Genomic DNA, 13,734 nt, shown 5'->3' with positions numbered 1-13,734 from the left:
ATGAGAAAAGGAACCATCTGGCCTTCGGAGCGGAAGACCTACACGGACCGGCTGACAGGACTTGAAGTGACGCAGTTGACGGACTATAAAGCGCACAGTCATCATTTGTATTTTACTGAAAGCGGTTGGTATGACAGGGGACAGCGCCTTTTGTTCGTCTCGGACCGGGGAAACAGCGCGAATTTGTACAGCTTGCACGTGGAAAGCGGTGAAATCACTCAGCTTACGGTTTACCCGGATAACGACCAATTGGATGCATCTTTGCTGCCGGATGGAAGCGCCGCTTTTATCAAGAAAGACCGAAGCTTGTTCCGTTTGGATTTATCGACTTTGGAAGAGGTCCTCTTGTATGAAGCGCCTGATGGCTATCGTCTCGGGAACGCCAGTGCTACCGCGTGCGGCAGCTATGTCCTGACGTGCGTGCAGGAGGATTTATCCTCAAGCATCCGGTTGGATCTCGGCAACGGGTACGTCGGTCACCGCGAGCTTATGGAAGCAGCCCCGCACAGCATGATCATTCGTATTGACGCAGAAAAAGGCGGCGCGGAGAAGGTATATGAGGCCAAACGATTTATTACCCATATTAATGCTTCTCCCGTCGAGCCTTGGCTAATGACCTTTTGTCATGAGGGACCATGGCATCTTGTAGACCACCGCATATGGGGATTGGATCTCCGTTCCGGGGAAGCGTGGCAGATCAGGGCAAGGCTCGAACCTGGAGAGAAGGTGGGTCATGAGTTTTTTTACCCAGACGGCCACACCATCGGCTATCACGGCTTTCGTGCGAACGGAACCAACTTTTTCGGTTCAATCCGTTACGATAATACAGGGATGGAAGAGACGGAGTTCCCATTCAATACGTGGCATGCTTATGCAGACGGGCTTGGCCAAGCGATCGTTGACGGGAAAGGCGATGTAAAGTCGCTTACGGTATGGAGAAAAATCGGCGGCGTCTACGACGATCCCCGAACGCTTTGCGAGCTGCGCTGCAGCTTTCATTCGCAAAAGGTACACGCACATCCGCGCTTTAGCGCCGATGGCAAGCAAGTATTGTTTACGAGCGATAAGAACGGGTACGGCAATCTTTATTTGGTTCAGGTCCCCGAGCAATTCGACAGCTTGCCGTTATTTACACCATAGACAGGAGGAAACGGAATATGCAGGCTACTGTTAATATACAGAATGAACAACGGATGTCCGTCAAAATCGCCGAAACGATCTTGTCACGCGCTGTAGACGGATACCATCCCAATATAAGCAATAAATGGGGCTATGTTGCCGGCATGGCGTTGACGGCCATCCGCCAGCTTGGAGATTGGACGCAAGAGTCGCGGTATCATGATTTCGTCAAGCGCCAAATGGATGTGTTCATCCAGGAGGACGGAGCGATTCAAGGGTACACGCTGGAAGACTATAATCTGGATCATATTAACAAAGGCAAGCATTTGATGAGGCTGTGGCGGGAAACCGGAGAAGACAAGTACGCACAGGCGGCACGGCTGCTGGAATCGCAATTGATTGGTCAGCCACGGACGGAAGAGGGCGGATTCTGGCATAAGAAAATATACCCTTATCAAATGTGGCTGGACGGTTTATACATGTCTTCGCCATTCATGGCGGAGTTCGCCGGCACGTTTGGCGAGAACGACTGGTTTGACGAAGCGGCACGCCAGCTGCTGCTCGTTGAGAAGCACACGCGCAACCCGCAGACGGGCCTCCTCCATCACGCCTGGGATGAGAGCAAAGAGCAGCGTTGGTGCGACGGAGCCACCGGGCGCTCCCGCCATGTATGGGGGAGAGCGATGGGGTGGTATGCCATGGCGCTGGTCGATGCGCTGGAGCATTTCCCTGTCCGTCATCCGAAGCGCGGACAGCTGCTGGGCATCTTTGAGCGTATGGCGAACGCCGTCGTCCGGGCTCAAGAACAAGAAAGCGGCGTGTGGTATCAGGTGATGGATTGCAACGGCCGGTCGGGCAACTATTTGGAGGCATCCGGGTCATGCATGCTCACGTATGCTCTGGCTAAGGGGATCCGGCTCAACTACTTGGCCGAAATAGACCGAAGTGTCGTCGAACGTGCTTACGAAGGCATTCTTACCCGATTCGTCACAGAGGATGAACAGGGAGTGCATCTTCACGGCATATGCCATGGCGCAGGACTCGGAGGACGCAAATACCGCGATGGTTCTTATGCCTACTACTTGAGCGAAGCGGTGGTCAGCGATGTGCTGATGGGCGTAGCGCCTCTACTGCTCGCAAGCATCGAGCTCGAGCGTCTTCGCGCAGGAGATTGCTAAGCATGCTCATTGAATAGAGAATAGGCGATGTTTACAAAAACAAGCAGCCGAAGACGCCAAATCGGGTCTTAGACTGCTTGTTTTTCTATTTTTTCAGCTTCTCGGACTCTATTTTCAGATTGCCGTCTTCCTCCGCTTTTCTTAACACCGAATTGACGTCTACATTACCCAAAGACAAGTCAATGAATTGAGAGGTCAGCGCTCCTTCGGCCAGCCCATCATAAGCGGTTTTACTAGGAATCGGAGCGAATTGGTTCCGGAACACTGCGCTGAAATTAACATCTTTGTACTCCGTCTCCGTTGCGAACACTTTTTTGTAACTATCGTCCTTTAATACCGGCATGACGCCTTTCTTCGAATAGGCCATTTGGTACTCGCCGGAGACCAAATATTGAATGGCCTGGAATGCTTCTTCTTTGAACTGGCTGTTGGCGGGTACTGTAAAGAACGTAGGATACGCCTGCGATCCTATACCCGGCATGTCTTTGAATGTCGGAAGCGAGACGATATTAAAGTTCGTTGTTTTGTAGGTAGAATCGATAAAAGGCAGATTGGATTGATGTACATACATCGCCAAGTCCTGCGTTCGGGTGAACTCCGTCGCGTACGGCAGCTTATTGCTTAAGCTGCGGATTTTATCCTTATAGCCTTCGCTCGCAGCAGGACGTACGAACATCGTCTGAAGCAGCGTTTTCCACTTTTCATCAGCAAATGTCGTCTTAGTAGTCTTGGAGTCAACGAGCGGCAGTGAGAATTGGTTCATCCGCAGTATATGGTTTGGAGATACCGCCAATCCGGCGTATTTACTCCCTTCTACCGACTTATTAAATTGCTGCGACATGTCTATGGCTTCGTCCCATGTCATGCCGTCCTTAGGATAAGGCACACCGAAACGATCGAAAATATCTTTATTGTAGTACATGACCATATTGTTATTATTGACGGGAAGTCCCCAGATTTGTCCGCTGGAATTCGTCTTCATGGCATCGATTAATGTAGGCTCGAATGCGTTCAAATCTACATTGTATTTTTTAATAAGTGGAGATAAATCCTGCTGCAGATTGTATTGAGGCACATTGACGAAAAATCCGCCGATCGACTCGTAATAAATATCTATCGTAGTGCCGGCAACTAGCAAATTTTGAAGCTTCTGCGCATCGTTATTTCTGGGATTGATAAACTTGAATGAGATATTGGGATATTTCTTGCGAATAGGATCGCCGAATCTTTCGTTCCATGACTCTTCCGAATCTCCGGGAGCGGAGTACACGGTGAGCTCGACCGGTTTGTTGATCGATGCCGGAGTTGGCGCAGGTGTGTTCTGGGTGTCTCCCTTCCCTGTGGTGTCTTCCTTGGTTCCCGCAGTGCTGCAGCCACTGATGGAGGTAATAAGTAATACGGATGATAACAAAATCGTTGTGGTGTTTCCTTTTCTCCTTTTCGCCATACAACGTCCCCCCTGGATTTATTCCTACATAAGCTTGATGAAATATGTAAAATATTTAGTAAAATTTATACCAATCCAGAAATAAGAATTAGGAAATGATTATTTGTAAGCGCTATTATTTGTGTTGATTTTATGATAACACCACGATGAATTTGTTGTCAAACGTTAAATTTATTAAATTAAAACTAAAATTAACTAAAATACATAATTAGTTTTAGTTTAAAACTATGTCTGTTTTTGGTATGGATAAATGGCTGGGAGGGAAAAGGAACTAAAGTCTTCACCTTCAGGTCAGTTGGATTCCGCTTTAAATGGAGAGAAGCAGGGGATGTAAGCATCTCCTGCCTGCATGTCGGACTATTGTCCGGATCGTCTGAATTCCAGAGGAGGCACTCCCTCCAGCTGCTTGAATGCGGAGCAAAAATAGCTCGTATCGCGATAGCCTACGCGCTGGGCTGTTTCGTTCAGGCGATTTTCGGCGCTCAGCCCCTCCGATGCATAAGCCTACTCCGTTCGACGGGGAGGCAAGAAAACGGCTGAATACGGCAGCATACGATGTTGGGGGGGAAAACCGACGTGAACACCGCTTTGCGCAAAGTACAGGAAGAGATGAGCCAATATATTACGAGCCAGACAAAATAACTCCCGGTGCCGGGAGTTATTTAAGAAATATGCAATTAATTCTTGCTTAATAGGGAACGCACACCATTGATGATTAAGGCGACGGCGAAAACAATCATGACTAGGATGCCTACCGTATCAAACAAAGGTTCCAAGCTTAGGAGCATTCCCGAAACAGGGACATAAATGAGGCTAAATCCACCTATGACGCCGCCGAGGTAGTTCAGAAACTTAGACATGGCGCTTCACCTCCACTATCAATAATAAATAGCTTATTCGAGATAACTTGATAGGGTGTGGACTAACATTATGGTTTTAAATTTCGCCAGCCGTTATAGTCATGAACTGCGATACCGGCATAGGAAGGATGGATGCTTAACAAATGGTCGATCTCGGCCATATGGTTATCCATAATGGCTTGTCCGTCGTCGTAGAAGGTTAAATAAAGTCCCTCCGAAGTCGGATTCGTTTCCAGGGCGACAAAGACTCTTTTGCCCAGACTGTCCGCCAAAACGAGCTTGTTGTCCGAGATATCCACTACAGCCTGAGCTTGATCGCGATACGACATAAGGGTAACGTTATTCATCAGCTGAAAGACGGATTCTATGAATGTGCTCTGTGTTGCAGGGACTATGATTTGGTCCACCCAGAACGGGAGGGCGGAACTAATAATTAGTGTGGTATCTTGTGTACCCTGAGCAAGCAAAGTTAAGGCTTCCAGCCAATTGGTTATGGCTGTTTCCTGGTCCTGATACCACTCCGGCAGCAGATAGGGCTCGATATCGACCTGGATGCCGGCAAACTGTTCATTGACAGTGACGGAATTGTTGTAGGTCTTTACCCAATTGACCAGACTGCTGATTCTTATGAGCTGATTGGGCAGAATCCAGTCCGGCGCTCCATCCAACGCATGGATTTGAATACCGGAGGAAGCTGACGACCTGATGAAAGCACGATAGGCATTCTTGGGAACGGATGATATTACCTGTAGATAAATGAGAGTAATCTGCTTCTTACGTGCGAATTGAATGATCTCATTACGGCCGGTGTTGGTGCTGATTTTCGTCGTATCCCATAGCCAGACCGCTTTTGTTTTGCCGGAAGGCAGGAAGGCGGCCCCGGCCGTATTACTGCTGCTGGTATCTATTCCAAGCAAGCGCATGGAGCATCACTCCTTCAATTAGGAATTCGAGTATACTTTATCTATATTCATATGAATTTAAGATTGATATGGTCCGTTTGTTCAATTATTGAAGTTAATAGATTCAAAATATGTTACTATTAGGAAAATAACTGTTGAGGTGTGACCTGTGGATCCGATCCGTCTGGATGAACTGCCCTCCGAAATTATCGAGTACGCAGGTACTATTACAAGCCTAACATTTCCTAGGCAAGGCTATACATCGGATGTAGCGATTATTGAAGGCTCAAGAGGCCGATTCGTTGTAAAAAGATCAAAAGTCGAGCCCTACAGCTCCTGGTTATCCCAAGAAGTTCATGTATTAAACGGCTTGCGCAGCACAGAGCTGCCAATTCCAGAGGTTTACCGGTTTGCTGAGCAAAAGAATGAAAAGCAGGTATGGGCGCTGCTGCCATTTTTCGAAGGGGAAACTTTAAGGCAAACGCTGATGAAAGAGCGGAATACCGATAAAAAGCATGAAATCATTTATCATTTCGGAGCTGTGCTCTCAACCGTTCACTCCACTCCTTGTCCTGATGCACTCATCAGCAGCGATTCCGTTTGGTTGGAGGATATGTTAAGCAAGGCGGAATATAACCTTACTCATTATTCGGTCGATGGAACGGCAGAGCTGCTGGTAATGCTGAAGATGAAAAAGCCGCTGCCCACTTGCCAAACCCTAATCCACGGAGATTTCACTATTGATAACGTTTTGGTGAATAACGGGAAAATCACAAGCATCATCGACTGGAGCGGCGGAGGGTACGGTGATCCGAGATACGACCTGTCTTTGGCCATTCGACCGAAGCCTAGCGCATTTGAGGTCCAATCGGAAATCGATGCGTTCTTCGAAGGCTATGGAAAGAAGTCGTTAACGGAGCAGGAATATAGCTACTTTGCGGAAGGACTTTACGAATTTTTCTAACCCCAACGGAATGAATACGTTCCCGGGGAACTTCAGCAGATGGAGAAATTTAATAACTCTTTTGGAGGAATTATGGGATTCTCATTCATGTCAGGACTTGTTCAGCTCATTTCGTTATTGATGTTTTTGTTGTTGGTAGGCGTTTTGCTAAATGTGCTGCAATATGTAAAGTGGAAGAAGAAACACGATGTGGAGATCGGCCGAAAGCTGGATAAAATCCTAGAACAGCTGGCAGGCGACAAGGCTGAGTAAGTAAGGAACGGCTTGCAACAGTTTGCCATATAAAAAAAGACAACGGGCTCTTTATGAACCCGCTGTCTTTTTAACATGAACAAGTCGTATATCATACCGGTGACAGCTTACGGAATACATCCTGAAAGATCGGATCGCGGTGAATATTCCATACATATCGGATGAAATGCCGGGATGAATCGAAGCTCCAGCGGAAATCCTCGGAGAGCAGAGGACTAGGGACGATAGAGCTTGGCGTCCAGGCTTCATTGTTCAAATAAGCGATGGTGGATATATCCCATATGACCCGGGTGTAGCCGTAGTGATCTTTATGGCAGTTTAGATAAGTTTCGTACAAATAGCTTCCGATCTCTCCCGCATCCTTCACATAATCCCGGATTTCCGACAAGGACGTTCTCAAATGTGAGGTGACCCCCATACATGGGATCAATACTAGCGGCACTCCGGAGTCCAATACGATTCTCGAAGCGTGCAGATCCTGCCGCAAATTAAATTCTTCGGTATTCGGCCAATGAAGTGCGTGACCTCCCAGCCATACAACGACGATTTTTTCAATAATTTTCGGCTCCATAAGAATGGCGGAGGCTACATTCGTAATTGCTCCGATAGCGACTACATAGAGAGGATCATCATCACTTGCAGCCATCGCACGCTTCACCAGATCTCGAGCGGCTTCACTCTCCTGAGGCTGGTCCTTGTCAGACAAATAATCCTCGGAGCCCCGGTGGACTGGATAATGTCCGGCTCTGTCCATAAGCTCCAGGATCTTTAGAATCTCTTGGTAGCTTTTTTCCATCCCGTCTCTGGGTCCTGAAGACAATTCATTATAAAACGGAGCTGCATACAACGCTTCTACTTGAAGCTTATCCTCAGATTGCAATGCATAGATGACAGCGAACTGGTCGTCGATTTCGTTGAAAGTATCCGTGTCGAGCACCATCCGCACCTTTCCTTTTGGAGGCGCAAGCCTCTGCAGCAATTGCTCTTGAGTTAATGCTGGATATTTCATAGTGAGCTCTCCTTTGATAATGGGTATTAGTCATTATTCCATGTGCTCGCGTACATCTCGTCTCCAGAGTAACATGCTCCATCGAAAAATAAAAGAACCTTCGTAAGCCTTTACACAGCCCGAAGGTACTTATCATGAATTAAAAATATGTTGGCGCCGTCGGCTGCATCACACTCGTAAAAACATAGTGTCCCGAACCTAGACGGACAACGGCGCATCCATGTTCCATGCGGACCAGCTCCGTGTCCGGGCAATGATTCACAGGAATGCCGCTCTCATGAATTGCAGCCGCCGATGAAGAGGGGATGTAAACCTCCGCATCACAGTTTACGGGAATGCTAACCTTCATCGTAAGCTGATTCCCGCAGTCACGACGCCATTCGGCGCGGACATTGCCGGCAGGCAATCGAAGCGCAGCCTCGACGGCATCAAGGTCCGCCGGCACGAACGGTTGTATCGCCAGCTGATACGACTCGAGTTCTGCATCGTAATGGTAACGAATACCGGCTAACCCTCCGTATAACCACTCTTCCAGATGCCCCAGCATAAAATGGTTTTGCGATTTGCCGACAGTGGGACCGTCCCACGCTTCCGTTAACGTCGTGGCGCCATGAGCGAGCTGGTAGCCGTAGCTCGGGTGGCCCGTTTGCCGCGTCATCTCATAAATGATGTCCGAGCGGTTGTTGAGAGCTAAGGCGAGCAGGACATACCGGTGACCGACATCCCCTGCCGTCGTATGATAGCCGCGCCGCCGAATGTCATCGATAAGACGGTGAAGAACGGGGCCCTTGCGGCTATCGTCGACAAGCCCCAGCACCAAGGGCATAGCATTCGATGTTTGGCTGCCTGTAGCATAACCGCCTGTCTCGGGATTGAAAAAAGTCCGGTTGAACGCCAGTTTAATTTGTTCCCGAAGCTCTGTATATTTCCCGGCATCATGATGGTTGCCTAGCAATTCGGCAATTTGGGCAAACACATCCGTCATATGAAAGTACATTGCCGTCTCGGTGTGAGGGACCGGCGTGTTCTGTGCGAAGCCGGGATCTCCGTCGCAGACATCGTACCAATCGCCCAGACCGTTCTGGACGATATACTGATCGGAGCATGCCGTCACGTAGTCGACATAAGCCCGCATCCCTTCATAGTGCTCCGCCAAAATGCGGGTATTGCCGTACATCCTGTACAGGTTCCAGCCGCATAACACGTATGTGGCGCCCCATGATACGGAATCACGGAAGCAGCGCCATTGCTCGGAGAATACGACATACTCCGGCGCGGTAGTAGGCACCATTCCATTCGGCTGCTGGGCGTCGCGAATGTCTTCCATCGTTTTGGTCAGCAGCGCATGCACATCATAATTATAAGCCACGGACGGTCCCATCAGGTGAATCTGTTCCAACCAGCCGAGCTTCTCGCGATGGGGGCAATCCGTGAATATGCTTTTCGTATTGCTGAGAATAGCCCAGCTGATGATTTCGTGGATCTTGTTAAGCATAGGATCCGAGCACTCGAAGCTTCCGGCAGTTTGCATGTCGGGGTAAATCATTTGGCCTTCGAGGCGGAGCAGCCGAACACCGGCTTGGGATAGGGACGCGCTGTCTTGAACCCAATCGGCCGGAACGGCTCCTTCGATTTGAACATATCTCAGGCCGGTATAGCTGAAGCGGGGAGCCCATATCTCTTCGCCGTCGCCGCTAAGAATGTAGCGGAATTGCGTCGGTGATCCCGTCCACTTCTGATTTGCCGTGCCGTCTTCCTTCAGCAGTTCTGCCGGAGTGAGAGTAATCAGAGCACCACGGGGACCGGCAACTGTCAGCTCGACCCACCCGGAGAAGTTTTGTCCGAAATCGGCGACATAGATGCCGGGGACAGGCTCGGTTACGTTCATCGGCCGGAACATTCCCATCACCTTCAACGGAGCGGTTGCCTGAGCTTTCAGCACCCCGGAAGGCAGTTCCGCTGTGGCAGCGGGATTCCATCCCGCTTTATCGGCGAATCCGGGTTGATCCCAGCCTGGCTGCAGGAGCCGGGCATCGTAATCCTCGCCGCCATATATGCAGGAGAAGGTGATGGGCCCGGCGGCAGCCGTCCATTCCGGACTGCTGGCAATGGTAATCGCTGTGCCATCGGCGTAGGTAACTTCCAGCTGAACCAGACACTTCGGTTTGCCGAACGAGCCTTTAAATTTGCGGTAACGTCCGCCGGTAACATTATAAAATCCGTTTCCGAGCATCAGGCCGACGGCATTAGCCCCCTGGAGCAGTTGGTCCGTCACATCGTAAACGCAATAAAGGCAGGTCCGGCGATAGTTGGTCCAACCGGGCTCCAGCACATTATCGCTAATCTTGCTTCCATTCAGGCGAAGCTCGAAATGTCCCAATCCGCACACATAAGCACGTGCACGGGCAACAGGCTTGTCGAGGGCGAATTCGTGCCGGAATATAGGAAGCGCAGAGCGCTCATTCCGCTCCTGGTCGGGTTCGCCTATCCAGCTGGCGGACCAATCCTCAGGATGCAAAAGTCCCATTTCCCACCAGGAAACAGCACTTTCCGTCATCCGGTCCGCTTGATCCCACACCTGGACCTTCCAATAATATCGATGGCGGGACTGAAGACGAGGACCTTTAAATAATACATGCACTTGGTTTCGGCTAACGGTTTTGCCGCTGTCCCATAGATCACCCGTTCCATTCGCAGCACATTGCTCAGACATGGATACAACGATACGATAAGCCGTTTGCTGTTGCGAACGAATCGTGCCTGTTATGTAGCTCCAGCCGAATGCGGGAGTCGAGACGTCGATGCCAAGCGGGCAGCGTTTTCCTTCCACCGTCATTTGATCAATTTGCATGGCTTCCCGTCTCCTTGGCGGAACTGATCAAATCCAACGGGCGTGAGGTGGCCACAGAAATCGTTCGGAATTCTTTGCCGAAATTGCGGGTCGGATCGCCATCTTTATACGGTCTGCAAGAGCAGTAGAAGTGGTACAGCACACCGTTACGGGTGATGACGGACGGTTTATGTGCGAAGATGGAATCGATCTCGCCTTCTTCTCCGATAGTGATAATCGGCTCAGGATGTTTAGTCCAGTGCAGCAAATCCTGTGACAACGCCAGCCCTTCCTGAGCTTGCTTGTAGTTGTAGCCGAAGTAGAACATGACCCATTGGTCTCCGTTAAGCAGTACGCACGGATCGCTGGCGAAGCCGGAATCCCATCGTTCCGGAGAAACGCGGAGCACGGGATTATGCTCATATCTCCGCCAATGCAGCAAATCGTCCGAGAACGCGACGCCGGTCTGCTCGATCCATCTTCCTTTGTTCGTGTTCTTGGCGTTGTAAAATAAATAAAATCGGCCTTCATGCTCAACCAGGCATTCTTTGTACAATCCGCCTTTCTCCCAATCCGCGCCTTCCTCGGGAGTCAGAATCGGTTCCGGACACCGGTTCCAATGGAGCAGCTCTTCGTCTTCGGTCCAGGCAATGCCGATCTTGGCGGAGCCTTCCTCGTACCCGGTTTCCGGGTAGGCGTGGTACACGAGCCAATATTTATTGTTCCATTTTTTCAATAGCGGGGGAGCATCCATATGGTTTTCCTTCATAATCCAAGTTCCGGCTATGTTGGAGGAATCCCAGCCGTTGCCTTCGCTGCGGCGCAAAATAACGGCGAGGTGCTCCCAATTCAACAGATCTTGGCTTGTCGCCAAGGCGGTTTGGTAGCCGATTCCGTCAAACCCGACATACATCATATAAAACTTCTCGTTATGCTGAAAAACAAAGGGACAATCGACAGCACGCTCGTCAAAATGTCCCGGGATACCGGATCCGGTCAAAACAGGCTTTCCCAGCTTGTAAGGGGTCAAATAAGGCTCGATATTCATAGCCGATTCACCTTCATTTCTATTATTGTAAGATTATGAATAAGATTACTATATTGTATGTTGCAGCTGAGGGGGTTATAGCGTCCGAACTATAGGTTGATGCGACTTTTCCGTGTTCGTACGGGCGGCTGGATGATCAGAATCCCCCATTTTCGATGTATCTAATTACGCTTATAGTAAGGAGAAAGGATTCTGGAAAGGATGGACGGCAATGGAGAAGCATATTCCGAACGGGGTGTGGCCGACGATGATCACTCCTTTCACGGCTTCTAACGAAGTCGATTATGAGGCGCTTCAACAATTGGTCGAGTGGTATATTGCCCAGGGTGTTCATGGGCTGTTTGCCGTATGCCAATCGAGTGAAATGTTTTATTTATCTTTGGAGGAAAGAGTACGAATCGCACGGTTCGTCAAGGAAACGGCTGCCGGCCGGGTACCAGTCATCGCTTCGGGACATATATCGGATGGAATCGAAGAGCAGGCGGAGGAGCTGCGTCGTATGGCCGAAACGGGAGTCGATGCGGTCGTTTGGGTGAGCAATAGATTGGCAAGTCCTGAGGAGCCGGATGAGATATGGGTTGAACGGGCGCAGCAATTGCTTGATCGAATTCCGGATGTGCCGTTCGGCATTTACGAATGCCCGTATCCATACAAAAGGCTGCTTTCACCCCAGATGCTGAAATGGTGCGCAGATACGGGCAGGTTTTTGTTCCTCAAGGATACTTGCTGCGACTTGAACCAAATGGCTGACAAGCTTGATGCGGTCAAAGGAAGCCGTTTGCAAATTTTCAATGCAAATTCGGCGACGCTGCTGGAGTCGTTGAAAATAGGGGCGGCCGGATTCAGCGGCGTAATGGCGAATTTTCATCCCGATCTGTACGTCCGCTTAACGGAGAGATGGAGCATGGAGCCGGCTGCAGCGGGTACGATTCAGTCCTTCGTTGGGGCCGCGTCTCTGATAGAGCTTCAGATGTATCCGGTTAACGCCAAGTATCATCTGCAGCATAGAGGCATTCCTTTGACACTGCATTGCCGCTCCAAGGATGCCAACGCGTTCAGAGGAAATCAACAGTTGGAAGTGGAGCAGCTGGACGAGGTTTACCGATTAGTGAAGGAGCAGCTTTTTATTAACACATAATGCAGCTGTTATAACGTGGTTATCGGTGTCCGTTGTCATCACAAAATGCAACTGCTGCACCAAGTAAGCCGGTGTTATCGTCCAACTATTGAAGGGAGCTTGTAGACAATGCCGTTCAAAGCAAAAGACAGAATCGTATTCATCGGTGACAGTATAACGGACAAGGGGCGAAAGAAGGATCCCGAGAAGCTCGGTTCGGGTTATGTGCGAATGCTGCGCGATTCTCTTACGTCTCTCTATCCGGAGCTGTCGTTAAAAATCATTAACGAAGGAGTATCCGGCAACCGGGTGATCGATCTGGCAAAAAGGTGGACACTGGACGTTATGGATCACCGCCCGCAATGGCTGTCCATTTCAATCGGGATCAATGACGTATGGCGGCAGCTGGATTCGCCGGATGGCGAGCAGGTGTATCCTGAACGATTCGAGTCGGTATATCGAGGATTGCTGGAGCAGACAAGGTCGCTGCCGGATTGCCGTCTTATTCTGATGCAGCCGACGATCATTAAGGAATACCCGGAATCGACCGGGAACACACTGCTGAAGCCTTATGTAGGAATTGTCAACAGGTTGGCCGACGAATATGACGCTGTGCTTGTCCCGACGCATCAAGCATTCCTTCATGTTCTCCAATGCGATACAGGGAAGGAGCTAACTTCGGACGGCGTCCATATGAACAGTCTGGGTGATACGCTGATGGCCACAACATGGCTAAAGGCAGTATGCGGAAGTCCGTATCGACGTTAATAAGCCCTCACCATAGATCTCTTTAAATGATAAAAACAGCCTCTTAACGCGGTCATTCCTCTGCGGGAACCTCGATAGAGGTTTTTCTCGTTTTTATCTTTAAATGAATAAAAACCATTATCGGTGCTAGGCGGCACCTATAATAAAGACTTTTTCGCCCTATAATGGCAACTTGACATTCTTGTAAACTGGTACAAACGGCTTTCAAGTTATGGCAGCCTCACAACCGCTTGAATCCGA

The 13,734-nt window shown here is 49.7% G+C and carries 13 protein-coding genes; 6 read left to right on the top strand and 7 right to left on the bottom strand.

Annotation, left to right across the window (positions count from 1 at the left end):
- Positions 1-1,140: an oligogalacturonate lyase family protein gene (locus DVH26_RS23455; protein WP_239626014.1), complete on the top strand. Its 1,140-nt coding sequence runs from the start codon at positions 1-3 to the stop codon at positions 1,138-1,140.
- Between the two features lie 17 nt (positions 1,141-1,157).
- Positions 1,158-2,297, top strand: a complete 1,140-nt coding sequence (locus DVH26_RS23450; protein WP_239626012.1) for a glycoside hydrolase family 88/105 protein — start codon at positions 1,158-1,160, stop codon at positions 2,295-2,297.
- An 85-nt stretch (positions 2,298-2,382) separates the two neighbouring features.
- Here the strand turns inward: DVH26_RS23450 and DVH26_RS23445 are convergent, their stop codons facing one another.
- The 4 genes from DVH26_RS23445 to DVH26_RS23435 form a co-directional block, all read right to left on the bottom strand.
- Positions 2,383-3,744, bottom strand: coding sequence for an ABC transporter substrate-binding protein (locus DVH26_RS23445; RefSeq protein WP_239626010.1), 1,362 nt, complete (start codon positions 3,742-3,744; stop codon positions 2,383-2,385).
- A gap of 357 nt (positions 3,745-4,101) precedes the next feature.
- On the bottom strand, positions 4,102-4,212 hold the full coding sequence (locus DVH26_RS37385) for a helix-turn-helix transcriptional regulator (protein WP_481857617.1): 111 nt from the start codon (positions 4,210-4,212) through the stop codon (positions 4,102-4,104).
- 209 nt (positions 4,213-4,421) lie between these two features.
- Entirely contained in the window at positions 4,422-4,604 is a 183-nt protein-coding gene (locus DVH26_RS23440) for a hypothetical protein (RefSeq protein WP_239626007.1), read from the bottom strand.
- A gap of 68 nt (positions 4,605-4,672) precedes the next feature.
- Complete coding sequence (locus DVH26_RS23435) at positions 4,673-5,527, bottom strand: hypothetical protein (RefSeq protein ID WP_239626005.1); 855 nt, start codon at positions 5,525-5,527, stop codon at positions 4,673-4,675.
- Positions 5,528-5,675: 148 nt separating this feature from the next.
- On the opposite strand from DVH26_RS23435, the gene DVH26_RS23430 reads away from it, so the two are divergent.
- Both DVH26_RS23430 and DVH26_RS23425 read left to right on the top strand, forming a co-directional pair.
- Positions 5,676-6,470, top strand: a complete 795-nt coding sequence (locus DVH26_RS23430) for a phosphotransferase family protein (protein ID WP_239626003.1) — start codon at positions 5,676-5,678, stop codon at positions 6,468-6,470.
- Between the two features lie 87 nt (positions 6,471-6,557).
- Entirely contained in the window at positions 6,558-6,722 is a 165-nt protein-coding gene (locus tag DVH26_RS23425; protein WP_239626001.1) for a hypothetical protein, read from the top strand.
- A gap of 91 nt (positions 6,723-6,813) precedes the next feature.
- On the opposite strand, the gene DVH26_RS23420 is transcribed toward DVH26_RS23425, so the two are convergent.
- The 3 genes from DVH26_RS23420 to DVH26_RS23410 form a co-directional block, all read right to left on the bottom strand.
- On the bottom strand, positions 6,814-7,731 hold the full coding sequence (locus DVH26_RS23420) for a nucleoside hydrolase (RefSeq protein ID WP_239625998.1): 918 nt from the start codon (positions 7,729-7,731) through the stop codon (positions 6,814-6,816).
- Positions 7,732-7,870: 139 nt separating this feature from the next.
- A complete protein-coding gene (locus DVH26_RS23415) occupies positions 7,871-10,582 on the bottom strand; it encodes an alpha-L-rhamnosidase (RefSeq protein WP_239625996.1) in 2,712 nt (903 codons plus the stop codon).
- Entirely contained in the window at positions 10,572-11,609 is a 1,038-nt protein-coding gene (locus DVH26_RS23410) for a hypothetical protein (protein WP_239625994.1), read from the bottom strand. Before DVH26_RS23410 ends, DVH26_RS23415 begins: the two co-directional genes overlap by 11 nt.
- A 211-nt stretch (positions 11,610-11,820) precedes the next feature.
- Between DVH26_RS23410 and DVH26_RS23405 the strand changes: the two genes are divergently transcribed.
- Complete coding sequence (locus DVH26_RS23405; RefSeq protein ID WP_239625992.1) at positions 11,821-12,747, top strand: dihydrodipicolinate synthase family protein; 927 nt, start codon at positions 11,821-11,823, stop codon at positions 12,745-12,747.
- A gap of 108 nt (positions 12,748-12,855) precedes the next feature.
- Positions 12,856-13,494, top strand: coding sequence for an SGNH/GDSL hydrolase family protein (locus tag DVH26_RS23400; RefSeq protein WP_239625990.1), 639 nt, complete (start codon positions 12,856-12,858; stop codon positions 13,492-13,494).
- The last annotated feature ends 240 nt before the right edge of the window (positions 13,495-13,734 follow it).

The sequence above is a fragment of the Paenibacillus sp. H1-7 genome (genome assembly GCF_022354825.1).
Taxonomy (GTDB): Bacteria; Bacillota; Bacilli; order Paenibacillales; family NBRC-103111; genus Paenibacillus_S.
The sequence above is the reverse complement of the archived record's forward strand: the minus strand, read 5'-3'. Positions and strand labels throughout refer to the sequence as shown.